Here is a 25,122-nt window from a genome sequence, read left to right on the forward strand (position 1 = left end):
CCGGTCGTGCGGCAGGGCGCTCAGTCGAGCAGGTCGGGTTCGTCGGCGACGACGCGTGCGAACAGGCTGTCGAACGCGTGCAATGCGCCGTCGGGGCCGCCGATCTGGCCGTGCGTGTGTCGCGCGGTTGCGTGATCGATCGGTTGCGGCGTGCCGGCCGCTTCGGCCAGCAACTGCGTGTGCGCGGCGTTGTCGAGCGCGATGTACCACCACGCGGCGGCCTCGACCGTCGGGCCGGCCGTCAGGATGCCGTGGTTCTTCAGGATCACGCCCTTGTGCGTGGTGCCGTCGGGCTTCGCGAGCGCGTCCGCGATCCGCGCGCCTTCGCTCGTGTCGACGACCATGCCCGTGAAGTCGTCGAACAGCGCGTGATCCTCGTAGAACACGCACGCGTCCTGCGTCAGCGGATCGAGCGGGCGGCCGAGCGTCGACCACGCCTTGCCGTAGGTCGAATGCGTGTGCGCGGCGGCGACGATGTGCGGATGCGCGTCGTGAATCGCCGCGTGGATCGCGAACGCGGCCTTGTTCAGCGGCCGGTTGCCGATCGCAGTTTCGCCGCGTGCGTTGACGAGCAGCAGGTCCGATACCTTGATCCGCGAGAAATGCACGCCGAGCGGATTCACCCAGAAGTGGTCGGGCAGTTCGGGGTCGCGCGCGGTGATGTGGCCGGCGAGGCCCGACGCGAACCCGAAGCGCGCGAACAGGCGGAACGCGGCCGCGAGCCGCTCCTGCCGGTGGCGGCGCTCGGCGGCGACGTCGACGCGCGGCGCGGGCGGATCGAACCAGAAATGCTGGCGCGGCGTGTCGGCGAGGACGAGGCCCGACGCGGTGCGCACGGGCGATGACGAAGCCAGGACGGCGGACATGGTCGGCGTCTCCCTTTGCGTCAGGCCGCGCGGCGCGCCGCGTCGCGTGCGGCGACGGCGCTGCGCACGCGCGGAATCAGTTCGCGACCGTAGTCGATCGCGTCTTCGAGCGGATCGAAGCCGCGGATCAGGAACGTCGTCACGCCGAGGTCGTAGTAGTCGAGCAGCGCGTCGGCGACCTGTTCGGGCGTGCCGACCAGCGCGGTCGAATTCGAGCGCGCGCCGGTGAGCTTCGCGATCTCGGTCCACAGCCGCTTGTCGACGCGCGAGCCGCGTTCGGCCGCGGCGAGCAGGCGTCGCGCGCCTTCGCTCTGCTGCGGGCCGCCGCTGCCGAGGCCGGCCGCTTCGCGCAGCCGGCGCGTTTCGTCGAGGATCCGGTGCGCGCGCGCCCATGCTTCGTCTTCGGTCGCCGCGAGGATCGGCCGGAACGACACGGAGAAGCGCACCTGCCGGCCGTGCTTCGCGGCTTCGGCGCGCACGCGGGTCGTCAGGTCGCGCACCTGGTCGAGCGATTCGCCCCACAGCGCATAGACGTCCGCGTGCTTGCCGGCGACTTGCAGCGCCGCTTCCGAGGCGCCGCCGAAGTAGATCGGCACGTGCGGCTGCTGGAACGGCTTCACTTCCGAAAAGCCCTGCGTGAAGCGGTAGTGCGCGCCGTCGTGATCGAACGGCTGCGTTTCGGTCCAGATGCGGCGCAGGATGCCAAGATATTCGTCGGTGCGTGCGTAGCGTGCGTCGTGGTCGAGGAAGTCGCCGTCGCGTTGCTGCTCGCTGTCCGAGCCGCCGGAGATGAAGTGCACGGCGAGCCGGCCGCGGCTGAACTGATCGAGCGTCGCGATCTGCCGCGCGGCGAGCGTCGGCGCGGTGAAGCCCGGCCGATGCGCGAGCATGAAGTGAATGCGCTCGGTCGCGGCGGCGGCGAACGCGATCGTCAGCGTCGCGGACGGGCCGGTCGAATGGTGCGGGACGAGGATCCGGTCGAAGCCGGCCGTTTCGTGTGCGCGGGCGAAGTCGCGCACGTAGCCGGGGTCGACGACGGGGCCGGCAGGTGGATGGATTTCCGACTGCTTCTGGCTCTGGATCATGCCGATGAATTCGACGCTCATCTGGGTCTCCGATGCAAGGACGGCCCCACGCGGCCGGCAACGGCCGGCGGGGGCGGGAATGGAGCGCAGATTACCGCCGGGATCATGCGGAACGGAAATAATCAATCCCGATTTGAATATCAGATTTGCATGGTTTGGCCGCGTGTGCGTTGCGCATACGCTGTGGGCTCGCGATGGTGTCGAAAGGGCGTCGGGGCGTGTCGGGCGGGGCTTTCGCGCCGGGCAGGAACCGGTTCGGGATGTGCGGCGCGGTGCGAATGCCGATGCGTGCGCACGCATTTGCGGCAAACGTCCGCGAAGCGGCACGGCGCGCGAATGCGCAACCGGTCGCCGCCGGCTTCATGCGCCGCCGCGCCATCCGCCGATCGATCTTCGCCATGACCGCCGATCCGTTAGCCAGCTACCCAGCTACCCAGTCACCGAGGGAATCCGTACCGATGTCCGCCAGCCTTGCCGCTTCCTCGCCGCTACCGCCGCAGTCGTCGCTGCGCCACCTGCCTGCCGACGATGCGCGCGTCGCGGCGCTGCTCGAGCGCCTCGCGCCCGAACTCGCCGCCGACGCGGCCCGTAACGACGTCGACGGCCGCTTCCCGCACGAGAACTTCGCGCGGCTGCATCGCGCCGGGCTGATCGCGCAGGTCGTGCCGCGCGAGCATGGCGGCGCGGGCGCGACGCTCGCGCAGGCGAGCCGGATCGTGGCCGCCGTCGCGCGCGCCGATCCCGCGACCGCGCTGGTGCTGACGATGACGTATCTGCAACATCGCGCGCTCGGCCGTGCGGACAATCGCTGGCCCGCGCGCGTGCGGCGTGCGGTGTTCGACAGTGCGGTCGCCGAAGGCGCGCTGATCAACGCGTTGCGTGTCGAACCGGCGCTCGGGTCGCCGTCGCGCGGCGGCCTGCCCGAAACGATCGCGCGTCGCGACGGCGACGGCTGGCGGCTGTCCGGCCACAAGCTGTATAGCACCGGCATTCCGGCGCTGCGCTGGCTCGCCGTATGGGCACGCACCGACGAACCCGAGCCGCGTGTCGGCGTATTCCTCGTGCGGCGCGAGCGCGATGTGGAAGACGACGCAGGCATCCGCGTGATCGAAAGCTGGAATCATCTGGGCCTGCGCGCCTCAGGCAGCCACGAGGTCGTGTTCGACGACGTGCGGCTGCCCGCCGATCATGCGGTGGACGTGCGCGCGCCCGATGCGTGGGCCGTATCGGCCGCGAGCCATGCGGATGTCGACGCGCAGGCTGACCAGCAGGCGTGGATGGTCGCGCTGCTCGGCAGCCTCTACGATGCGGTGGCGCGCGCGTCACGCGACTGGCTGCTCGCGTTCGCGACGACGCGCGCGCCGAGCGGGCTCGGGGCCCCGCTCGCGACGCTGCCGCGCATTCAGGAGGCCGTCGGCGAGATCGAAGGGTGGTTGCACACGAACCGCGTGCTGCTCGACGAGCACATCGCGCGCACCGATGCGGGTGACGCGCCGACGGTGACGACGAGCGGCCTCGTCAAGCGAACCGTGACGGAGCAGGCGATCCGCACGGTCGAGCACGCGTTGAAGCTGTCGGGCAATCACGGGCTGAGCCGCCACAATCCGCTCGAACGTCATTATCGCGACGTGCTGTGCAGCCGCGTGCATACGCCGCAGGACGATGCGATCGCGGTCGCCGCCGGGCGTGCGGCGCTCGACGCCGCGGCGCGAAGCGCGAACGCAACCGCGAACGCGGAGACGGGCGGGACGTCGCACGACGCACCGGCATCCGGTCGAAGCGATGCGTGAGCGGGACCGCACGACGGTCGGCGCAAACGGGACAGCGCGGCGCCGGCGTCGCCGGCCTCGGTCAAGCGGCCTCGTCGTGCGCGGCGGCATCCGCGGGCAGCGTCAATGCCGCGCGCGCATGTGCGCCCACGGCCGCGAGCGGCGTCTTGATGCGCGCGGCATCCTGCCGGTGCAGCAGCCACAGATCGATCTGCGGCTTGAAATCGGCGAGCGGCACGATCTCGACCGCGTCGCGCAGCGGGCTGCCTTCGACGAGCGGCAGCGGCATCAGCCCGATGCCGAAGCCGTTCGCGACGCTCTGCAATTGCAGGTCGCGCCCATACACGTCGAGCGTGACGGGCATCGGCAGCCCTTGCGCGTCGAGCGCGCGGCGCAGGCCCGCGCGAAAGCCGCAGCCGTCGGGATTGAGCACCCAGCCGCGCGCTTGGCAGTCGGCGAGCCGGTAGCTGCGGCGCGGCCAGTCGCCCTTGCGGCCGACCGCGACGAGCCGGGTGGCCAGCAGCCGTTCGCCCTCGACGTGCGGCGGCAGCACCATCTCGCGGGCCAGAAACACCAGCGCCGCATCGAGTTCGCGGCGCGCGACGCGCTCGACGAGCATGCCGCCCCAGGCGGTCGTGACCTGCGTGGCGAGCGCGGGCCATTGCCCGGCAATCCGCGCGATCAGGCCGGGCAGCATCAGTTCGCCGAGGCCCTGCGTGAGGCCGACGCGGAATTCGCCGGCGGGTGGCCGCTGGCCGGCCGTCAGTTCGCGCAGCGCATCGACCTCGCGCAGGATCGCGCGGCACTGCTCGAACACCTGCAGGCCGATGTCGGTCGGACGCGGCGGTTTCGTGTTGCGGTCGAGCAGCGTCGCGCCGAGCGCTTCCTCGAGATTCTGCACGCGCCGCGTGATTGCCGGCTGCGTCATTCCGAGCTCGGCCGCGGCCTGGCTCAGCGTCTGGCAGCGGACGACCGCTGCAAAAGCGTCGATATCGCTAATTTTCATGTTTGTTCTGCATGGTATTTCGGGTGCATCATGACGATCCATCATATTCGGCATCATATTCGAGGAGGCAGCCGATGAGTACGCTTTCGTTGCATCAGACGCCGCTGCGTCCGTTCGTCGACGGGCTGGGCGCGCTGCTCGCGTCCGGCGCGAACGAGGCGCGCATTCTCGACGAGGGCGGCGCGCTGCTTGCCGCGCTCGTCGCGCACGACGACTGGCTGCCCGACGCATTCGCGCAACCGGATCCCGAGCGCTACCGCCAGTACCTGCTGCATCTCGATCCCGACGAGCGGTTCTCCGTCGTCAGCTTCGTGTGGGGGCCCGGCCAGACGACGCCGATCCACAATCACACGGTGTGGGGGCTGATCGGCATGCTGCGCGGCGGCGAGTTTTCGCAGCCGTACCGGTTCGACGCGACCGGCAAGCCGGTGCCGTCGGGCGATGCGGTGCGGCTGAAGCCGGGCGACGTCGAGGCCGTGTCGCCGCATATCGGCGACGTGCATCGCGTGACCAACGCGTTCGCCGACCAGGTGTCGATCAGCATCCACGTGTACGGCGCGAACATCGGCAAGGTCGAGCGCGCGGTGTTCCTCGACGACGGCACCGTGAAGCCGTTCGTGTCCGGCTATTCGAACGTGTGATCGAACGTGTGACGCCGCAACGCGCGGACATCCCGTTGCGAGCACACACGCTCGCAGCCCCGAGCTTCTTTGCTTTCTTCACCGCCTTCAACAGAATCCGACAGAGACATCGTGACGCAATCCGTTGATTCCACTTCCCATTTCCCCGTCGCGTCGTACCAGGACGTACGCGCACGCCTCCTGGCCCGCGACGAGCTCGCGCTGATCGACGTGCGCGAGGAAGATCCATACGCGCAGGGCCATCCGCTTTGGGCCGCGAATTTTCCGCTGTCGAAGCTCGAACTCGACGCGTGGACGCGCATTCCGCGCCGCGACACGCCGATCGTCGTGTTCGGCGAAGCCGACGGCGAGGATCTCGCGCCGCGCGCGGCCGCGAAGCTCGCGCAGCTCGGCTATACCGACGTGCGGCTGCTCGACGGCGGTCTCGCGGGCTGGCTCGCCGCGGGCGGCGAGCTGTTCATCGACGTGAACGTGCCGAGCAAGTCGTTCGGCGAATGGGTCGAGGCCGAGCGCCATACGCCGTCATTGTCGGCGCAGGAAGTGCAGGCGCTGATCGACGAGAAGGCCGACGTCGTGATCGTCGACGCGCGCCGCTTCGACGAGTATCAGACGATGAACATCCCGACGTCGACGAGCGTGCCGGGGGCGGAACTCGTGCTGCGCGTGCGCGCGCTCGCGCCGAACCCCGCGACCCGGGTCGTGGTGAACTGCGCGGGCCGCACGCGCAGCATCATCGGCACGCAGTCGCTCGTGAACGCAGGGCTGCCGAACCCGGTCGCGGCACTGCGCAACGGCACGATCGGCTGGACGCTCGCGGGCCAGACGCTCGAGCACGGCGCCGCGCGGCGCTTTCCCGACGACGTCGAACCCGCGCAGCGCGAGGAAGCCCGGCGCGCCGCGCGCGCGGTGGCCGAGCGCGCCGGCGTGCCGCGCATCGCGTTCGCGGACGTCGCCGCGCTCGACGAGCCGGGCCGCACGCTGTATCGCTTCGACGTGCGCACGCCGGAGGAATACGAGGCCGGCCATCTGCCAGGCTTCCTGGGCACGCCGGGCGGCCAGCTCGTCCAGGAGACCGACCATCACGCGGCCGTGCGCGGCGCGCGCATCGTGCTCGCCGACGACGACGGCGTGCGCGCGGACATGACCGCGTCGTGGCTCGCGCAGATGGGTTGGGACGTGCGCGTGATCGAGCCGGCCGGCACGGCGGCCTTCACCGAGCGCGGCCAGCCGCCGCGCGACGTGCCGGCGACGCCGCAGGTGGCCGAGGTGTCGCCCGCGACGCTCGCGGGCTGGCTGAAGGAGGCGGGGGCGGGCGAGATCGCGATCGTCGACGTGACGACCAGCGCGAACTACGTGAAGCGGCATATTCCCGGCGCGTGGTTCGTTGTGCGCGCGCGGTTGCGCGACGCGCTCGCCGCGATTCCGCCGGCGAAGCGCTATGTGTTCACGTGCGGATCGAGCCTGCTCGCGCGGTTCGCGGCGGACGACGCGCGTGCGTTGCTGCCGGCTTCCGCGGCGATCTCGGTGCTGACCGGCGGCACGGCCGCGTGGATCGACGCGGGGCTGCCGCTCGAGCACGGCGAGACGCATCTGGCGTCGCCGCGCGTCGACCGCTACCGGCGCCCGTATGAAGGCACGGACAACGCGGCCGCCGCGATGCAGGCGTATCTCGACTGGGAATACGGACTGGTCGACCAGCTGAAGCGGGACGGCACGCACCACTTCCGCGTGATCTGAGCGCGGCGCGGCATCCGGTGTGCGGCACGCCTTGCGCCACGCCCGGTTGCCGCGCGTTCAGCAGCGCATCGCATGCCGCATCCGACGCGTTCGGTACGCTCACCGCTTGAACGTATCGACGGCCGTGCGGCCGACGGCCGGATCGTCGGTGAAGAAGCCGTCGATGCCCGCGCGCAGGTACGCCTGGATCTCGCGCACCGAGCCCGCGGTGTTGCGCGTGGCCGGCGTGCCGCCGTCCTTCAGCGACGCGGGCAGGAAGTTGTTCTCCGGACGGAACGTGTACGGATGCACGACGAGGCCGGCTTCGTGCGCGTAGCGCACGTACGGCGTCGGCTGCTGCAGCGTGCCGTCCGCGGCCACGGCGATGATCGACGTCTTGTACGGGCCGACACCGTTCGCATAGGACGCGATCTCGCGCATGCCGTCGCGCGTCGACAGGTCACCGTAGGTGCGCTTGTCGTTCGCCATCACGAAGTCGTACGGACGCTGGCCGGCTTCGTCCATCAACTGCACGAGCTTCCAGTTCGGCTGGCTCGACTTGATCCGGTTGCGGATCGCCTTCAGGTTCGCGACCTCGAACGACTGGATGTAGACGGTCGCCGTGCGTGCCGTGTACGAATCCTTCAGCAGCGCATCGACGAGACGGTCCTCGAGCGGCAGACCGACCGACTGGAAGTAGGTCGGGTGCTTGGTTTCCGGATACAGATGAATCGTGCGGCCGGTCTGCGCGGACATCTGTTTCGCGAGCGCGACGATCTCGTCGAAGGTCGGAATCTCGAACTGGTCGTTGTACGCGGTGTTCGCCGGGCGGACCTGCGGAATGCGCTCGCGGGCACGCAGCGTCTTCAACTCGGCGAGCGTGAAATCCTCGGTGAACCAGCCGGTCAGCTGCGCGCCGTCGATCGTCTTGGTCGCCTTGCGGCTCGCGAACTGCGGCAGCGTCGACACGTTCGTCGTGCCGGAGATTTCATTCTCGTGGCGCGCGACGAGCACGCCGTCGCGCGTCGAGACGAGGTCGGGCTCGATCACGTCCGCGCCGTCCTCGATCGCCTTGCGGTACGACGCGAGCGTGTGTTCGGGGCGCAGCGCGCTCGCGCCGCGATGGCCGACCACCTGGACCTTCGCGGAGATCGGCTGCGTCGGATCGGATGCCGACACGTCGTCGCCGCCGCAGGCGGCGAGCAGGAGGGCGGCGGCACAGGCGAACGGGATGCAGCGCAGGGCGGTCGGGCGCGTGAAGAGCATGTCGGTGAACCTTCGAAACGGAAGTCGGTGAAAGGGGCGTCGTTCCGGCGGCGCAGCCTGTCTCGGCGGGCCGCGCGGGATCGAACGGGACGCGATCGTCGCATCGAATAATTACATATGCATTACTCGCGCCTTTCTTTCGTGTTTCTGCGCAAGGTGAACGGGACGGCCGGATTGCGCGCCCGTGCGAGCGGTGCGATCCGGCCGTCGCCGGGAGCCGGCGCGCCGGATGCACTAAACTTGCGGGACTTTTGCATCGCCGCGCCGGGCCGACGCCCGTCCGCGCGACGATGCGGCGACTCGCGGGCCGGCGCGGGCGCCCGGCGCCCGTGTGCGTCCGGGGCCCGCGCCAGCCGATTTTTACCGACCCATGACGACTCATACCGATCCCGCCTACCTGCTCGGCGACCTGCTGAAGAACGTTTCCCGCTCCTTCTACCTGACGTTACGCGTGCTGCCCGACGGCATGCGCGACCCGGTCGGCCTGGCCTACCTGCTCGCGCGCGCGGCCGACACGATCGCCGACACGGCGCTCGTCGCGCCCGATCGCCGCGCGGCGCTGCTGACCGACCTGCGCGACGAGGTCGAGCGGCTCGGCGACGGCGCGGCGCTGTCGCGTGCGCTGGAGGACGTGACGCGAATGCAGACGGATTCGCACGAGCACGTGCTGCTCGGCTCGATGCAGCCGATGCTCGCGCTGCTGCGCGCGCAGCCGGAGGCGGATCGCGCATCGATCCGCAAGGTCGTCGCGACGCTGACGTCGGGGATGGAGTTCGACCTGCGCACGTTCCCCGACGAACAGTCGGGAGAGGTCGCGTCGTTGCCGGACCGCGACATGCTCGATCGCTACACGTATCTGGTCGCCGGCTGCGTCGGCGAATTCTGGACCGACATGACCGGCGCGCACACGCGGGCCGCGCGCGGCTGGGACCTGGCGGACATGCGCGAGAAGGGCATTCGTTTCGGCAAGGCGCTGCAGATGACCAACATCCTGCGCGACTGCGCGAAGGACCTGCGGATCGGCCGCTGCTACCTGCCGGACGACGTGCTGGCCGCGCACCGCGTGGGCGTCGCCGACCTGATGTCGCCCGACGCGTCGGCGCGCGCGCGCGGCGTGCTGGTCGACCTGCTGCGCGTGGCGCTCGATCAGTATCGCGACGCGTGCCGGTACACGCTGGCGATTCCGCGCCGTTTCGTGCGTCTGCGGCTCGCGTGTCTGTGGCCGATCATGATCGGCCTCGAAACGCTCGAACGGCTGGCCGGCCATGACGCGTGGCTCGATCCGGCGCGGCCGGCGAAGGTGCCGCGCAAGCGGATCTACCGGATCATGGCGTCGTCGCTCGCGCTCGTCGGCTCGAACGCGGCGATCCGTGCGCGCATGAACGCGCTCGTCGACGCGGTGAACGCGCGGATCGAGCAGCCGTCCGCGCGCTGATTCTCGCTGAACGATGCCGGCGCGACAGGCGCGGGCATCGCCCCTCGGCCCGCATTCGCCGGGCCGCTTCCGTCCGATTCTCCCCACACGCACTGAAACGTTTTCACGATTTCGCTTTCCGAAACGTGGGTGTCATGAATGTCAGCGATCCTGCGCGGCGGCGTTGAATCGTGGCAGCCGCCGCGGTCGCGCATTTGTAAGAAGGTTGTTGCCGAAGGCGTCTGACGACATTGGACGGTCGCGATGCACCAGTAAAAATGTAAAGCTAGGGTTTTCACCGGGAAATGCCGGAAAGGCCCACCGCGTAAGCGTTTTCAGGTGTTATGTAACCGTTTGGTGAACCCCTGCGTTGCGTCGATCATACGATGACCGACTGCACATGTTGGGAAACGATTGGTAATCCGTCAGAATCGCACCGGCATGTACTCGCACATGTGTCAGTCATAAAACCACACCAGAAAAGAAATCATTCTTTGAGGACGGAGAATCAATGAAAAAGCGCGTCGCTTTCGCCATGACGGCAGTGGGTCTCGCAGCCGCTACCGCCGCCCACGCCCAGAGCAGCGTGACCCTGTACGGTATCGTCGACAACGCCATCGCCTGGCAGAACAACTCGTCGGCGACCAGCGCGGTTTCGGGCGGTCACTCGAAGGTGCAGATGGCCACCGGCATTTGGGCAGGCAGCCGCTTCGGCCTGAAGGGCAGCGAAGATCTCGGCGGCGGCACGAAGGCGATTTTCCAATTGGAAGCCGGCTTCAACGCGAACAACGGCTCGTCGCAATGGACGAACGGCATCTTCACGCGTCAGGCGTGGGTGGGGCTGACCAACCCGACGTACGGTACGCTGACGGCCGGCCGCCAGTACACCGCGTACTACACGCTGCTGTCGCCGTATAGCCCGACGACCTGGCTGACCGGTTACTACGGCGCGCACCCGGGCGATATCGACTCGCTGGACACCAGCTACCGCGCGAACAACTCGCTCGTCTACATGTCGCCGAAGTTCTACGGCTTCACGGTCGGCGGTTCGTACTCGCTCGGCGGCGTGGCAGGCAGCTTCAACCGCGGCTCGACCTGGAGCGCGGCAATCCAGTACCTGAACGGCCCGGCAGGCATCGCGGTCGGCTATCAGCGCATCAACAACGCGACGCTCGGCGGCGGCGTGTGGGGCGCGAACTCGACCGCGCAAAACGGTCTGGATTCGAACGGCAACGGTGCCGAGCAGGCCGTGTCGTCGATCAACGGCGGCTACAAGACGGCACAGTCGCAGCAACGTGTCGCCGTGACGGCCGGTTACCAGTTCACGCCGGCGTGGGACATCTCGGTGTCGTACTCGAACGTCCAGTACATCCCGGGCAACCTGTCGGCATTCCACAATACGGCGATCTTCAACACGGCGGGCGCAGTGCTGCACTGGAAGGCAGCGCCGCAGTGGGACTTCGCGGCAGGCTACTCGTACACGCGTGCGACCCAATCGAACGGCGTCTCGAGCGCGGCCAAGTACCACCAGGTCACGCTGTCGCAGTACTACAGCCTGTCGAAGCGCACGGGCCTGTACGCGGTTGAAGCGTACCAGCACGCTAGCGGCAACACGATCAGCGGCCTGACCGGCGGCATCGTCAACGCAACGACGTCGATCGGCGACGGCGTGGGCGCGGGTTCGAAGCAGAACCAGATCGCTGCAGGCGTCGGCCTGATCCACCGCTTCTGATGTCGCGCGGCGCGCGAGCGCCGCTCACGGCATGCGGTATGAAAAAACCGGCCTTCGGGCCGGTTTTTTTTCGTGGGTGCGCGCCGCACGCGTGGCGCGGGTGCCGTCGTCGGCCGAGCAGCGTCCGACGGCGTATGCCCAAGCCGTCCCGATCGTCAGCGGCTCGAATCGTCCGACCAGTTCCCCGCCAGCGACTGAAACAGCGCCGCCGTATCGGCAAGCCGGTCGGCCTGTGCACGTGTGCGATCGAGCGCGGTTTGCAGTGCCTGCCGCTGCGCGTCGAGCAGCGCGAACGTGCTGATCCCGCCTGCCGCGTAACGGTCGCCGGCAATCGCGTTGCCTGCCGCCGCTTCCCGTGCGGCCGTGTCTCGTGCCTCCAGTTCCGCCGCATCGTGTTCGACCGCGCGCATCGCGTCGGCGACCTGCTGGAGCGCCAGCAGCACGGTTTCCCGATAGCTTGCGAACGCGGCGTCGTATGCGGCTTCGGCCGCGCGCTTTTTCGCGCGCAGTTCGCCACCATGAAAGAGCGGCTGCGTCAGGCCGAGACCGACATTCCAGACATTGAGCCCGCTCACGATATCCGCGATGCGCGTGCGTTCCGAACCGATCCCCGCCGAAATCGAAAAACGCGGATACAGGTTCGCGGTCGCCACGCCGACGTTCGCGCTCGCCTGGTGCAGCACGGCCTCCGCCGCGCGGATGTCGGGCCGTTCGCGCGCGAGCGTCGACGGCAGCGCGACCGGCAGCGTGTGCGGCAGCGCGAGCGCATCGAGCGTGAGGTCGGGCAATGCGGCGTCGGACGGCGGCGCGCCCAGCAGGATCGCGAGCCGGTGGCCGGCCTGCGCGAAGCGGGCCGCGAGCGGCGGCAGCGAGGCCTGCGTCTGCGCGAGCAGCGTGCGCTGCGCACGCACGTCGGCCTGCGATACGCCGCCCGCCGCGAAGCGCGCTTCGACGATGCGCAACTGCCGCGCCTGCGCGTCGACGAGCTGACGTGTGAGCGCGATCTGCTGCGCGAGCGACGCGCGCAGGATCGCGGTCGCGACGACGTTGCCCGCGAGCGTCAGGCGCGCGGCGTCGAGCGTATATGCCTGATAGTCGACCTGGGCGCGCAGCGCTTCGAGCGCGCGCCGGTTGCCGCCGAACACGTCGAGGACGTACGACACGCTCACCGACGCGTCGTACAGCGTGAATGGCCCCGGATTAGGCACGTTGGCGGGCAGCCCGAACGCGGCGACGTCGACCTTCTGGCGCGTGGCGGACAGGTTCGCGTCGACGCGCGGCAGCATCGTCGCGCCGGCTTGCGCCGCATGGTTCTGTCGCGCTTCGTCGAGCCGTGCGCGGGCCTCGGCGAGCGTCGGGCTGTTTTGCCACGCGGTATCGACGAGCCGATTCAGCGGCGCCGAATCGAACCGCGTCCACCAGCGTTGCAGCGTGTGCGCGGCTGGCGCGAACGTCTGCGCGTCGCCGGCCGCCGCCGTTGCCGCGGGCGCTTCGTCGCGTGTGTAACGCTGCGTGGCCGGCGCGTCCGGCGTGCGGAAATCCGGCCCGACCGCGCATCCGGCGACGAGCAGCGCAATGGCCGCCAATGCGCTGCCGCGGGCGGTGTGGGAGGCGTGACGCGAAGCCGGTTTCATCGCGCGGCCCCTAGTCGAGCGTGCGCCGGTAGAAGCGCAGCGCGATGCCCATCACGACGAGCGTGAAGAGCGCGACCGGCCACACGGACGGCCACAGGTCGGCCCAGCCGTTGCCTTTGAGCAGGATGCCGCGCACGAGGCGGTTGAAGTAGGTGAGCGGCAGCAGGTTGCCGATGAATTGCGCCCACCGCGGCATCCCGGCGAACGGAAACATGAAGCCCGACAGCAGGATGTTCGGCAGGAAGTAGAACACCGCGAGCTGCATCGCCTGGAGCTGGTTCTGCGCGAGCGACGACAGCGTGATGCCGACCGTGAGGTTCGCCGCGATGAACAGCAGCGCGGACAGGTAGATCGCGAACACGCCGCCGACGAACGGCACGTCGAACACGTAGCGCGCGGCGGCGAGGATGATCGACACCTGGGTCAGCCCGATGAACACGTACGGGACGATCTTGCCGGTCATCACCTCCAGCGGCCGCACGGGCGTTGCCAGCAGATTCTCCATCGTGCCGCGCTCGCGTTCGCGCGTGATCGCGAGGCCCGTCATCATCACCATCGTCATCGTCAGGATCACGCCCATCAGCCCCGGCACGACGTTGTACTGCGTGATGCCTTCGGGGTTGTACAGGCGGTGCAGCACCACGTCGAACGCGGCCGGGCGGCCGTTCAGGTGCGCTAGCGGGCCGGTCAGGTCCTTGTCGGCGACGGGTTGCACGAGGCCCGGCAGCGCGCCGATCGCCGACGCGGTCGCGACGGGATCGGTCGCGTCCGCCTCGACGAGCAGCGCCGGGCGCTCGCCGCGCAGCAGCCGCTTCGAGAAATCGGTCGGCACGCTCAGCACGAACTGCACGTCGCCACGGGCAAGCGCATGCCGGCCGGCCGATTCGTCGGGCAGCGTCGCGACGATGTCGAAGTACGCGGAATTGCGCATCGCGGCGATGAAGCTGCGCGCGAACGGGCTCGAGTCGGCGACGATCACCGCGGTCGGCAGATGCTTCGGGTCGGTGTTGATCGCGAAGCCGAACAGCGCGAGCTGGATGATCGGCACGCCGACGATCATCGCGAACGTTACGCGGTCGCGGCGCAGCTGCAGGAATTCCTTCAGCACGATGCTCCACCAGCGCGCGACCGAGAACGATTCGCGCAGGCCCGTCCACGCGTTCATGTCGCCGCTCCGCCGGGCGGCCCGGACGCGCGGCCCATCATGTAGATGAAGACGTCTTCGAGCCCGGTCTCGATCGGCGCGACCTGCAGCGGTGCGCGACCGTCCGTTTGCGCGTCGGCCTGCGACGCGACCTGCGCGAGCGTTGCGTCGAGCAGCGCGCGATCGCGGCCGCTCACGTGCAGCGTCGAACCGAACACGACCGTCTGGTCGACGCCCGGCATCGTGCGCAGGCGCGCGGACAGTTCGGCCAGATGCCCGCCGGTGACCGAGCGTGTCGACAGGTGCTGCGACGCGACGATTTCCTCGGACGTGCCCTGCGCGAGCAGTTCGCCGGACGCGATGTATGCGAGCTTGTGGCAGCGTTCGGCTTCGTCCATGTAGTGCGTGCTGACGAGTACCGAGATGCCTTGCGCGGCCAGCCGGTGCAGTTCTTCCCAGAAGTCGCGGCGCGCGGCCGGATCGACGCCGGCCGTCGGTTCGTCGAGCAGCAGCAGTTCCGGCTCGTGCAGCATGCACGCGGCGAGCGCGAGACGCTGCTTCCAGCCGCCCGACAGCGCGCCCGTGAGCTGGTCCGCGCGGCTCGCGAGGCCGAGCCCGTCGAGCGCGCGCGAGACGGCCGCCCGGCGATCGGGCATCCCGTACACGCGTGCGACGAAATCGAGGTTCTCGCGGATCGACAGGTCTTCCCAGTACGAGAAGCGCTGCGTCATGTAGCCGACACGCCGCTTGATCTGCGCGCTGTCGCGCACGATGTCGTAGCCGAGGCAGGTGCCGCTGCCCGAGTCGGGCGTGAGCAGGCCGCACATCATGCGGATCGACGTCGTCTTGCCGCTGCCGTTCGGCCCGAGAAAGCCGAAAATCTCGCCGCGCGCGACGCGCAGCGACACGTCCTTCACGACGTGCTTGTTGCCGAAGCGCTTGTTCAGGCGGTCGACGTCGATCGCGTACGGAGCGGGGGGCGCGTTCATCGCATCCTCACGGCGACGGGCTGGCCCGGGTGCAGCTTCGGCGCGTCGGCGACGGCGGGGCGCGCTTCGACCATGAACACGAGCTTGGTCCGGCTCTCGTTGCTGTAGATCACGGGCGGCGTGTATTCGGCCTCGCGCGACACGTAGGTGACGTGCGCGGGGACGTCGGCGGGGCAGCCGTCGCAGCGGATCGCGACGGCGCGCCCCGGGGCGATCGATGCGAGGGCGGCTTCCGGCACGAAGAACCGCACCTTCAGGTTTTGCGGCGGCAGCATCTGCACGACCGGGTTGCCGGCCTGCACCCATTCGCCGACGCGGTACAGCGTGTCGTACACGCGCCCGGCGGCGGGCGCGGCGACGCGCTTCTGGTCGAGCTTCCATTGCGCTTCGGTGACGGCCGCCTGCGCGGCATCGACCTGCGCGGCCTGGGCGGCCACCTGCTGCGCGCGTCCCGGCAGGCGCGCGACGTCGACCTGGTTCTGCAACTCGCGCACCTGCGCGGCGGTGGTCTGCGCGGACGTGCGCGAATCGTCGAGCTGCTGCTTCGACAGACCGCCGGCCGCGTACTGGCGCTCGTCGCGCGCGCGTTGCGCGGCGGCACGCGCGGCCTGTGCGGTGGCCTGCGCGAGCTGGGCCCGCGTGACCGCGACTTCCGGCGGACGCTTGCCGGTCTGCAGGTCGGCAAGTTGCGCGCGTGCGGCCGCGAGCTGATGCTGCGCCTGCAGCAATGCGGCCGTTTCGTTGACGGCTTCGAGCGAGAACACCGACATGCCGGCCGCGACGGCCTGGCCGCGTTCGACCGACAACTGCGTCAGGGTGCCCGCTTGCGACGACGACAGGTACACGAATTCGCCTTCGACATAACCTTGATAAGTTGCCACGTCGTTCGCCGGCCGTCCGCAGCCGGCGAGCAGCGCGACGGCTGCGGCGGCCAGGGCGAGCGGCGGCGGGCGGGACACGTTCACGACGGCCTCCGGGGCGAATGTGCGCCGGCATCCGGCACGGCGGCGGGCGGCTGCAAGCCGGAATCGAGCAGCGCGCGGACGTGGCGATGCAGCACGTCGCGATCGACCGGCGGCAGGCCGCGCGCGCTTTGCCACAGCTTCGCGGTGGCGAGCGGCAGCATCACGAGCGCGATGATCGAATGGAACAGGAATGCGGGTTCGAGCGCGGGGTTCAGCGTGCCGGCCTGCTGCGCGGCGCGGATGCGCTCGGCAAAGCGGCCGACGTGCTCCAGCGGAATGCGCCGGATCATCCGCTCGCGCAGCAGACCGCCTTCGTGGACGATCTCGCGCAGCCAGATCGACGGCAGCCAGGGCATGCGATGCGTGACGTCGAAGAACCGGTCGACGAGTTCGGCGACGAGCGCGAACGGATCGTTTTCGATCTGCGGGGCGGTTGGCCGCCACACGAACGCGATGACCTGCGCGAGCCGCTCCTCGACGATCGCGTCGAGCAGCTGCTCGCGATTCGTGAAGTAGTAATGGACCATCGCCGACGTGACGCCGGCGGCCGCGGCAATCTGCGCGACGGTCGTCGCCGCGATGCCGCGCTCGGCGAACAGCTGCATCGCGACGTCGAGCATGTGGTCGCGCAGGTCGAAGTCGTCCACCGACGGGCGGCGCCCGCGCGGCCTGGCGACGGTGGATTTCGCGTTCATGCAGACGACGCTAATTGACGGGTTAGTTAATTTCAAGGAAGGGTTTTCGCCCGCGTTGATCGAGATCAGGCGTGTGTCGAACGGCGGTGCGGACGAGCGGGGTGGCGGCGTGACGACGGGGCGTATGCCAGTGGCGGAATGTAGGAAGCGGCTAATGGGGAAACCACGGGGAACCGGGGGAAGAAGCGCCCGCGGCTGGCGAGGACGCCGCGCGTCACGGGTGCGTGCCCGACACCACACGCACCCCGAACGTCGTCACTGATCGATCGGCGACTTCAGCGGCTGGTGCTCGCCCGTCAGCCCGAACACGACGAGTTGCGCGGGCTCGGTCGCGCTCGCATTGCGCGACACCTGATGGCGCGAACCGGGCGGCTCGTACCAGCCTTCGCCGGCGCGATAGCGGCGCACCGGGCCGTCGTTCACCTGCGACAGCACTTCGCCTTTCGACACGACCGCGAACACCGAGCCGAGGTGTTTGTGTGCTTCGGATGCCTGACCAGGCGCATAGTCGACGGTCGCGACGACGGCGAGCTTGCCGGGCGCTTCGGGCACGGCCTGTTGCATGATCGCGTGCACGTTGTCGCCGGCGTCGTGCGCAATGGCGGCGGCCGGCAGCGCGACGACGAGCGCGAGCGGCGTGCACAGCATCGCGCGGCGGAGCGTGAAGCGGGAGCGCATGATCGTCGTCTCCTTATTCCGGCATCTTGCGGAATGCGATCGCGAAGCGGTTCCACGAGTTGATCGTCGCGATCAGCATCGACAGTTCGAACAGCTCCGTGTCGTTGAAGTGCGGCTTCACGGCTTCCCAGACAGCATCCGGCACGTGGTTGTCGGCGATCAGCGTCAGCGCTTCGGTCCACTCCAGCGCCGCGCGTTCGCGCTCGGTGAAGAACGGCGTTTCGCGCCAGACGACGACCGCCGCCAGGCGGCGATCGGTCTCGCCGCCCTTGCGCGCATCGGTGGTGTGCATGTCGACGCAGAACGCACAGCCGTTGATCTGCGACGCGCGCAGCCGGACCAGTTCGGCGAGCGGCTTCTCGATCGAGCTTTTCGCGATGAATTCCTCGGCGTTGCGCATCACCTTGATGGCGTTCGGGCTGGCGGTATAGAAGTTCAGGCGCGGTTGCATGGCAGGTCCTTTTTCCGGTTGATGCGCACGGTGGCGCGACGGGACCCACTTTAAGCGTGGCACTGGCCTGCTTGAATGGCCAATTCCGGGAAAAATCAGGTAACCAGTGGCGCACCGCCGATGTTGCCCGAGTCCAGCAGCGCGGTCAGTTTCGCGAGCGCGGCGTCGATGCGCAGCGCGTCGATCCCGCCATAGCCGAACAGCAGCCCCGCGCGCGCCGCCGAGCCGACGTGGAACGCCGAGATTCCGTACAGGCCGATGTCGTGCTCGCGGGCGGCGCGGACCAGCGCGGCTTCGTCGAGCCCCGGTTTCAGGTGCGCGGCGAGGTGGATGCCGGCGGTCGGCACGATCGGGTCGAACCACGGCGCGAGGCTGCCGCGCAAATGCGCGAGCAGCATCTTGCGGCGCGCGTCGTAATGCTTCTGCACGCGCCGCAGGTGTCGCGCGAAATCGCCTTCGTGCATGAAGCGCGCGAGCGCCGCCTGCGTGAGCGTGCAGGTATGCCAGTCGACGATCTGCTTCGCCTTGGCGAGCGCGCCGCGCAGCGCGCGTGGCGGAATTGCGTAGCCGATCCGCAGTTCGGGAAAGATCGTCTTCGAGAACGTGCCGACGTACGCGACGAGGCCCGTGCGGTCGAGGCTCTTCAGCGACTCCACCGGCCGGCCTTCGAAGCGGAATTCACCGTCGTAATCGTCCTCGATGATCACCGCGCGGCGTCGCTGCGCCCATTCGAGCAGCGCGACGCGCCGGTCCAGCGTCATCGGCATGCCGAGCGGGAACTGGTGCGACGGCGTCACGTAGACGAGGCGCGCGTCGTCGGGCAGCCGCTCGATGATGAGGCCGTGCGCATCGACCGGCACGCCGATCACCGTCGCGCCGAGCGACGCGAACGCCGCGCGCGCCGGCGGATAGCCGGGATTCTCGACCGCGACGACATCGCCCGGCCGCACGACCACGCGCGCGATCAGGTCGAGCGCCTGTTGCGCGCCTTGCGTGACGAGCACGTCGTCCCAGCCGCACGCGACCGCGCGGCTGAACGCGACGTAGCGCGCGATCGCGCCGCGCAACTGCGGATCGCCGGCCGGATCGTGGTACTGGCCGGGGCCGCGCGCCTGCTGGCGCAACGCGTGATGCAGGCAGCGGCGCCATGCGTCGAACGGGAACAGCGTCTTGTCGGTCACGCCGCCGCGAAAGTCGAACGCGGGCGTGTCCTGCGGCGCGGGCATCGCGAGCGCGTCGGGCAGTTCGTCCCACAGCGCGCGTGCATCGACGGCATGGACGGGCCGTGTGGCCTCGACGAGCGACGGCGTCGAGTCTGCCGCGTGCGGCACCCGCGCGAGGCCGTCGGCGACGAACGTGCCGTCGCCCGCGCGCGTGTTCAGGAAGCCCTCGGCGACGAGACGCTCGAACGCGTCGAGCGTCGTCTTGCGCGACACGCCGAGCTGCCTGGCGAGGTCGCGCGTCGACGGCAGCCGGGCGCCGCCTTCGAGCCGCCCGTCGACGATCGCGGTGCGCAGCTGCCGAAAGATTTGCCCGGTGAGGTCGTGACGGCCTTCGATGCGGATCGCGATGTCCATCGCAGTGGTTACCTCGAATAGGGCAATTTGATGCCAATGAGCATACCGGAAGTTCGTGGGCGGCCCGGCATCCGCCGAACGTAGCCGCACGGCGCCATTCGATTGGACCGCCGCCCGCCGGTGCCTTACGATCCATCACAATCCCCGATCGGAGTGCCCTCATGCTGTCCGAAGACGAACTCGCGCTGCTCGATGCGATCCGCGCCACCGGCAGCCTGTCGCGGGCGGCCGCGCGGCTCGGCAAGGCGCCGTCGACCATCTCGCACGCGGCGCGGCAGCTCGAAACGCGCTTCGACGCGCTGCTGTTCGACCGGCGCGGCTACCGGCTGCAGCTCACGCCGGCCGGCCAGTTGCTGACCGACGAGGCGTCGCGCCTCGCGCTGGATGTCGCGCGGCTCACGCAGCGCGTGCGGCAGGTCGCGAGCGGCTGGGAGGACCGGCTGTGGATCGTCAGCGACGAGGTGCTGGAGTTCGATACGCTGCTGCCGGTCGTCCGCGCATTCGATGCGCTCGATTCGGGCGTGTCGCTCCGCTTCACGCACGAAGTGCTCGGCGGCACCTGGGAAGCGCTGCGCGACGGCCGCGCGGATCTGGTCGTCGGCGCGACCAACGAGCCGCCGGCGATTCCGGGTTTCAAATGGTTCGAGCTCGGCGCGATGGAATGGGTGTTCGCCGTATCGCCGCGCCATCCGCTGGCCGCGGCAAGCGAGCGGCTGACCCGCGACGCGATCTGCGCGCATCGCGCGGTCGTCGTCGCCGATTCGTCGCGGCGGGCCGTCGGCCGCGCGTACGGGCTGCTCGGCGGGCAGGCGGTGCTCGCGGTGCCGTCGATGCGCGCCAAGATCCTCGCGCAGCACGACGGGCTCGGCGTCGGCTGGGTGCCGCGCCGGCGGGTTGCATCGCTGCTCGCGCGCGGCGAGCTCGTCGAGAAGGAAACGGCCGATCCGCGCGAGCCGAACGTGCTGTACGTCGCGTGGCGCGGCGACCGCGACGGCCGCGCGCTGCAATGGTGGCTGGAGCAACTGCGCGAACCGCGGCTCGCGCAGCGCCTGCTCGACGGGATCGACGTGACGGGCTGAGTGCGTCGGCCGTGCAATGGGCGGACAGGTCCCGACAAACACGTTCGAAGATTTCGAACGTGTCCGCCGCGCCGGTCGTACGGCAAGGGCGGGCGCCGAGCGCATCCTGTGTTCACGGTCAACTCACCGGTTCACAGGAGAACATCATGCAACGCTTCGAAGGAAAAACGGTCCTCGTCACGGGCGGCAACAGCGGCATCGGCCTGGCGGCCGCACGGGCATTCGCGGCCGAAGGCGCGCGGGTCATCATCACCGGTCGCGACGAGCAGACGCTCGCCGCCGCGCGCGCGTCGCTCGGCGACGGCGCGCTCGCGATCCGCAACGAGGCCGGCAGCGTCGCGTCGGCGCGGGCGCTGGCGGATGCGATCGCGGCCTCCGGCGCGCGGCTCGACGCCGTGTTCGTCAACGCGGGCGTCGCGAAACTCGCGCCGTTCGCGGATATCGACGAGGCGTTGTGGGACCTCGTGTTCGACACGAACGTGAAGGGCGCCTATTTCCAGATCCAGGCGCTCGTGCCGCTGCTGAACCGCGGCGCGTCGATCGTGATCAACGGCTCGATCAACGCGCATATCGGGATGCCGGGCTCGTCCTTGTACGCGGCGAGCAAGGCGGCCGTCAATTCGTTCGCGAAGACGTTGTCGACGGAACTGCTGCCGCACGGCGTGCGGGTGAACGTGGTGAGCCCCGGCCCGGTCCAGACGCCGCTGTACGGCAAGCTCGGGCTCGACGCGGCCTCGCTCGACGAGACGGCCGAGAAGATCAAGGGGCTCGTCCCGATCGGCCGGTTCGGCACGCCGGACGAAATCGCGTCGACGGTGCTGCATCTGAGCGCGCCGGAATCGGCGTTCATCGTCGGCGCGGAAATCATCGCGTCGGGCGGGATGGGCTTGCTTTGAGCGGATGACCGGCGGGGCCGCACGACCCGACGCGACGTCGGGCGGCGCAGCCCCGCCGGGCGATCGTATCGCTAGCGCGATGTGCAGGCGTCACGAACCTCGTCGGCCCGATCGCGTCCGTGGAGCTGCGTCACCGTCAGCCCCGAGAACGTCGCGCTGCCGTGCTCGGCGAACACGGCGACGCGGTCCGCATCGAGCGGCGGAAAGATCAGATCGGTCAGCGCGACGCGGCCGCCGTTCGCGAACACCTCGACCGACCCGCGATCGACGACGATTTCGAGCCGCAGTTGCCCATGATCGAGCGGCAGATCGACGATGTGCTCGCGGCTGAACGTGCCCGCGAAATCCGTCGAGCCGGCGCGCGAGCGGTCGAGCGTCAGCGTGCGCTTCGCCGTGTCGTACACGATCCGGGTGCCGATCGAGCCATCCGCCGATCCTCGCACGATCACACCCGCGCGGGCCGCATGCCGCGGCGCGATCGTCACCGTGATGCGCTGGACGACACCGCGCGTGGCGTCCGACAGCGCGCGCGTGGCGGACTCGACGTTCAGGTTGCCTTCGTGCACGGCGGGCCGCCCGTCGGCCCACGCATCGAACGCGGCGGCCGGCGTCACGACGAGCGTCGGTTCGCCGCCGATCGTCTTCAGCGCGAACTCGCGCGGCAACGTCGTCGCGCCGCGCCAGGGCGCCGTCGGCACTTTCGCCGCGTAATCCCAGTTGCTCATCCATGCGATCGCGACAGGCCGCGCGCCCGGGGCGCCGGAGAACGTGCCGGCGGCGTAAAAGTCGGCGCCGTGATCGACCCAGCGGAATCGCGCGGGATCGGAACCGGCCGGCGCGACGTGGTCGGGCGTGAACGTGCGACCGTCGAAGTCGCCGACGAAATACATCGCGCCGGAGCCGCCGGCGACCGACCACGGGTTGACGTTGACGATCATCACCCACTTGACGTGTCGCGGATCGTCGTCGACGGGCAGCGGCACGAGGTCGGGCATTTCCCACAGCACGCCCGCATGCGGCACGTCCGGCAGCGTGAAGTCGCTCAGGAACGACCAGTGAATCAGGTCGGCGGATCGATAGAGCTTCACGACCTGCGCGTCCGCGACGACGGTCGTCATCAGCCAGTAGCCGCCAGGCGCGTACCACGACACTTTCGGGTCGCGGAACTGCTTCGATTCGGGATCGAGCGTGAGCACGGGGTTGTGCGCGTAGGGCCGCCAGGTCGCGCCGTGGTCGAGGCTGTACGCGAGCGATTGCGCCTGCGTGCCCGGTGCGTGACCCGAGCCGTCCTTGTAGACGCTCGTGTAAAGCGCAACCAGCGGCGACTCGCCCGGCGCGCCGAGGCCGGACGTGTTGCGCGTGTCGGCGACGATCGAGCCGGAGAAGATTTCCTCCGTCGCGTTCGCGCGCATCGCGACCGGCTGCTCGCGCCAGTGGACGAGGTCGGTGCTGGTCGCATGGCCCCACGACATGTTGCCCCAGTCGTGGCCGAGCGGGTTGTACTGATAGAACAGGTGATAGCGGCCGTTCTCGTAGACGAGGCCGTTCGGATCGTTCATCCAGTTGCGTTGCGGCGTGTAGTGCACGGCCGGCCGCCATTGCGGCGTGCCGTGCCCGGGCGGTGCGTCGCAGGGCGCGGCGGCGGCGTGCGTGCAGGCCGCGCTTGCCGCACACGCGAGCAGCAGCCGGGTAATCAGGCGGGGAAAGCGAAGAAACGTCGATCTCATGCGGGGTTCCGTGCTTCGGCGCGCGAAGCGGGAAAGGTGGCGCATGCCGCTTGCGACGGCAGCATGCGCGATTCTGCGAAGGAGGGAGGCGGCACGCACGCGACACGCGCGATGTGCGCCGCCTCGACGCCGGCGGGCGATGCCCGCTGCGTCCGTAGCGGACCCGTTACGGACGGGTGCCGGGGCCGCCGTTGTGGTCGGCGCCCGTCGCCGGCAGGTTCGCCGGGATGTCGCCGTAACCGCCGAGGCCGCTACGTCCGTACGTGCGGTCGACGGCCGTCGACGTGCCGTTGATGTTCACCTTCACCGTCGGCGCGAGCGTGCCGCCGCGACGCGGGCCGATCGCATCGATGAACGACTCGACGAGCCCGCCCGGCATCACGTAGTGCGAATACGACTGGAATTCGCGCGGGTTCTGGTTCGGGTCCTGCGAATACGGCGCGCCGGCCGGTGCGGAGAAGTCGGTCGGGTTGCCGAGCACGAGGCCGCTGCCGCCGTTCAGCGGCAGGAAGTCGCTGCGGATGCCGTTGCCGACGAAGCCGTAGACGCCGTCCGGCCCGTCGACGCCCGCGGCCATCGTCGTGCGGTGGCTGATCGTGAACAGGTAGTACTTGCCGTCCTTCAGATAGATCTGCGGGCGCTCGGTCTGGTCGTCGACGCAGTTCGCCGACAGGATCGGCGGCAGGAACTTCCATTCGGTCAGTTGCGGGTTCGTCGCGACCGCCAGGCCGACGTTGGCCTTTTGATACACTGCGCCCGAGTTCATGACGGCGTTGAGGTCTTCCCGGTGCGGATCGTTCGGCGCGTAGCCGAGGTCGGCCTCGGTGCAGGTCCGGGCGCCGCGCTGGCCGCCGGTGTTGCCTTCGAACACCATGTAGGTCTTGCCCGGGTGCGCGGGGTCGGTGAACACGAACGGATCGCGGAACGAGAAATACGTGTTCTGCTGGCCGCTCTGGTAGTAGTTGCCGTCCGGTTGCAGCAGCGCCTTGTGATCGTCGAAGCCGCTGAACCACACGTGCTTGTCGTCGGCATGGATGTGGCCATCGGCGCGCGTGATGATCGCCTGCGGCGGCGTGATGTCGGCGCCGCCGGGGGCCGAGCGGTTGAACGAGGTCGCGGTGTAGTAGAGGCTGACGTTGTCGCCCTGCGTGAGGCGCGCGGAGCCCGACCATTCGGCGTTGTTGGTCATCGGCGACGTGCCGAACACCTTGACGCTCGCGCCGTCCGGGAACAGGTGGCCGCCCCAGGTCCAGCCGCCGTTCGCGGGACGCTGCGACGCGGGAATCCCGGCGCGGCGATAGAAGAAGCCGATGCGCGCATGGACGTGACGATCGTCGAACGTGTAGCCGGCGTGCGGATCGGCCGTGAGCGAGAAGATCACTTCCCAGCCCTTGTAGCTGAGCTGGTTCGCGCGCAGGTCGGCCAGCGGCCAGGTATCCCAGACCCACACGTTCGAGTTGATCAGCGGGAAATCCTGCGGGATTTCCGGCATCGTCAGCGACTGCGGCAGCGAATTCTTGTCCGCGCCGGCCGTGTGCGACTGCGCGACGATCTGGCGGATGTCCGCGCGGGTCCAGCGCATCGTGAAGTTGCCTTCGGGATCGTAGGCCTGCTGCGTATGCGGCGTGGGCGCGGGGGCGCCGGTGTTTTGCGCGTGCGCGACGGATGACGCGGACGCGAAGGCGGCCAGTGCCGCGCCAGCGAACAGCAAACGTTTGGCCGCGGTCGCGCGGCAAAAAGGAAAGTAAGTCATGTCGGCATTGTTTCCGTTGACGGTGAAAAGGAACTGCTG

The 25,122-nt window shown here is 69.3% G+C and carries 22 protein-coding genes; 7 read left to right on the forward strand and 15 right to left on the reverse strand.

Annotated features, from left to right (window positions below; translation table 11 throughout):
- Positions 1-20: 20 nt before the first annotated feature.
- The 3 genes from WS45_RS13210 to WS45_RS34945 form a co-directional block, all read right to left on the reverse strand.
- Positions 21-866 carry a class II aldolase/adducin family protein gene (locus WS45_RS13210; RefSeq protein ID WP_059525233.1) on the reverse strand — a complete coding sequence of 282 codons (846 nt, stop codon included), beginning with the start codon at positions 864-866 and terminating at the stop codon, positions 21-23.
- 20 nt (positions 867-886) lie between these two features.
- On the reverse strand, positions 887-1,972 hold the full coding sequence (locus WS45_RS13215) for an LLM class flavin-dependent oxidoreductase (protein ID WP_059525235.1): 1,086 nt from the start codon (positions 1,970-1,972) through the stop codon (positions 887-889).
- 82 nt (positions 1,973-2,054) lie between these two features.
- Entirely contained in the window at positions 2,055-2,351 is a 297-nt protein-coding gene (locus tag WS45_RS34945; protein WP_156437136.1) for a hypothetical protein, read from the reverse strand.
- Between the two features lie 58 nt (positions 2,352-2,409).
- Between WS45_RS34945 and WS45_RS13220 the strand changes: the two genes are divergently transcribed.
- Complete coding sequence (locus WS45_RS13220) at positions 2,410-3,741, forward strand: acyl-CoA dehydrogenase family protein (protein WP_059700591.1); 1,332 nt, start codon at positions 2,410-2,412, stop codon at positions 3,739-3,741.
- A 61-nt stretch (positions 3,742-3,802) separates the two neighbouring features.
- Here WS45_RS13220 and WS45_RS13225 read toward each other — a convergent pair whose 3' ends face one another.
- Positions 3,803-4,726 (reverse strand): LysR family transcriptional regulator, encoded by a 924-nt coding sequence (locus WS45_RS13225; RefSeq protein ID WP_059700251.1) that lies wholly within the window; start codon positions 4,724-4,726, stop codon positions 3,803-3,805.
- 74 nt (positions 4,727-4,800) lie between these two features.
- Between WS45_RS13225 and WS45_RS13230 the strand changes: the two genes are divergently transcribed.
- Both WS45_RS13230 and WS45_RS13235 read left to right on the forward strand, forming a co-directional pair.
- Complete coding sequence (locus WS45_RS13230; protein WP_059689982.1) at positions 4,801-5,367, forward strand: cysteine dioxygenase; 567 nt, start codon at positions 4,801-4,803, stop codon at positions 5,365-5,367.
- A gap of 111 nt (positions 5,368-5,478) precedes the next feature.
- The gene (locus WS45_RS13235; RefSeq protein ID WP_059700252.1) at positions 5,479-7,104 is read left to right on the forward strand and encodes a rhodanese-related sulfurtransferase; all 1,626 of its coding nucleotides are present in this window, start codon (positions 5,479-5,481) and stop codon (positions 7,102-7,104) included.
- Between the two features lie 99 nt (positions 7,105-7,203).
- Here WS45_RS13235 and WS45_RS13240 read toward each other — a convergent pair whose 3' ends face one another.
- Positions 7,204-8,349: a glycerophosphodiester phosphodiesterase gene (locus tag WS45_RS13240; RefSeq protein WP_059700254.1), complete on the reverse strand. Its 1,146-nt coding sequence runs from the start codon at positions 8,347-8,349 to the stop codon at positions 7,204-7,206.
- Between the two features lie 370 nt (positions 8,350-8,719).
- On the opposite strand from WS45_RS13240, the gene WS45_RS13245 reads away from it, so the two are divergent.
- On the forward strand, positions 8,720-9,784 hold the full coding sequence (locus WS45_RS13245) for a phytoene/squalene synthase family protein (RefSeq protein ID WP_059525247.1): 1,065 nt from the start codon (positions 8,720-8,722) through the stop codon (positions 9,782-9,784).
- Positions 9,785-10,274: 490 nt separating this feature from the next.
- On the forward strand, positions 10,275-11,495 hold the full coding sequence (locus tag WS45_RS13250; protein ID WP_059689985.1) for a porin: 1,221 nt from the start codon (positions 10,275-10,277) through the stop codon (positions 11,493-11,495).
- Positions 11,496-11,650: 155 nt separating this feature from the next.
- On the opposite strand, the gene WS45_RS13255 is transcribed toward WS45_RS13250, so the two are convergent.
- The 8 genes from WS45_RS13255 to pdxR form a co-directional block, all read right to left on the reverse strand.
- Positions 11,651-13,129: an efflux transporter outer membrane subunit gene (locus tag WS45_RS13255; protein WP_059700256.1), complete on the reverse strand. Its 1,479-nt coding sequence runs from the start codon at positions 13,127-13,129 to the stop codon at positions 11,651-11,653.
- Positions 13,130-13,139: 10 nt separating this feature from the next.
- On the reverse strand, positions 13,140-14,294 hold the full coding sequence (locus tag WS45_RS13260; RefSeq protein ID WP_059700258.1) for an ABC transporter permease: 1,155 nt from the start codon (positions 14,292-14,294) through the stop codon (positions 13,140-13,142).
- Positions 14,291-15,262, reverse strand: a complete 972-nt coding sequence (locus WS45_RS13265) for an ABC transporter ATP-binding protein (RefSeq protein WP_059700260.1) — start codon at positions 15,260-15,262, stop codon at positions 14,291-14,293. Before WS45_RS13265 ends, WS45_RS13260 begins: the two co-directional genes overlap by 4 nt.
- On the reverse strand, positions 15,259-16,227 hold the full coding sequence (locus WS45_RS13270; protein ID WP_156437137.1) for an HlyD family secretion protein: 969 nt from the start codon (positions 16,225-16,227) through the stop codon (positions 15,259-15,261). Before WS45_RS13270 ends, WS45_RS13265 begins: the two co-directional genes overlap by 4 nt.
- Positions 16,224-16,922 carry a TetR/AcrR family transcriptional regulator gene (locus tag WS45_RS13275; protein WP_059700262.1) on the reverse strand — a complete coding sequence of 233 codons (699 nt, stop codon included), beginning with the start codon at positions 16,920-16,922 and terminating at the stop codon, positions 16,224-16,226. The genes WS45_RS13270 and WS45_RS13275 overlap by 4 nt, the downstream gene beginning before the upstream one ends.
- 255 nt (positions 16,923-17,177) lie before the next feature.
- Positions 17,178-17,600, reverse strand: coding sequence for a cupin domain-containing protein (locus WS45_RS13280; RefSeq protein ID WP_059700263.1), 423 nt, complete (start codon positions 17,598-17,600; stop codon positions 17,178-17,180).
- 13 nt (positions 17,601-17,613) lie between these two features.
- Positions 17,614-18,051, reverse strand: coding sequence for a carboxymuconolactone decarboxylase family protein (locus WS45_RS13285; RefSeq protein ID WP_059700265.1), 438 nt, complete (start codon positions 18,049-18,051; stop codon positions 17,614-17,616).
- A 95-nt stretch (positions 18,052-18,146) separates the two neighbouring features.
- The gene (gene pdxR, locus WS45_RS13290; RefSeq protein ID WP_059700266.1) at positions 18,147-19,628 is read right to left on the reverse strand and encodes a MocR-like pyridoxine biosynthesis transcription factor PdxR; all 1,482 of its coding nucleotides are present in this window, start codon (positions 19,626-19,628) and stop codon (positions 18,147-18,149) included.
- Between the two features lie 161 nt (positions 19,629-19,789).
- Between pdxR and WS45_RS13295 the strand changes: the two genes are divergently transcribed.
- Positions 19,790-20,707 (forward strand): LysR family transcriptional regulator, encoded by a 918-nt coding sequence (locus WS45_RS13295; protein ID WP_059700268.1) that lies wholly within the window; start codon positions 19,790-19,792, stop codon positions 20,705-20,707.
- 146 nt (positions 20,708-20,853) lie between these two features.
- A complete protein-coding gene (locus WS45_RS13300; RefSeq protein ID WP_059689994.1) occupies positions 20,854-21,603 on the forward strand; it encodes an SDR family oxidoreductase in 750 nt (249 codons plus the stop codon).
- 71 nt (positions 21,604-21,674) lie between these two features.
- Here WS45_RS13300 and WS45_RS13305 read toward each other — a convergent pair whose 3' ends face one another.
- Positions 21,675-23,330, reverse strand: a complete 1,656-nt coding sequence (locus WS45_RS13305) for a glycoside hydrolase family 32 protein (protein ID WP_059689995.1) — start codon at positions 23,328-23,330, stop codon at positions 21,675-21,677.
- Positions 23,331-23,496: 166 nt separating this feature from the next.
- Positions 23,497-25,083: a glycoside hydrolase family 68 protein gene (locus WS45_RS13310; RefSeq protein WP_059689996.1), complete on the reverse strand. Its 1,587-nt coding sequence runs from the start codon at positions 25,081-25,083 to the stop codon at positions 23,497-23,499.
- Between the last annotated feature and the right edge of the window lie 39 nt (positions 25,084-25,122).

The organism is Burkholderia sp. RF2-non_BP3 (genome assembly GCF_001522185.1).
Taxonomy (GTDB): Bacteria; Pseudomonadota; Gammaproteobacteria; order Burkholderiales; family Burkholderiaceae; genus Burkholderia; species Burkholderia diffusa.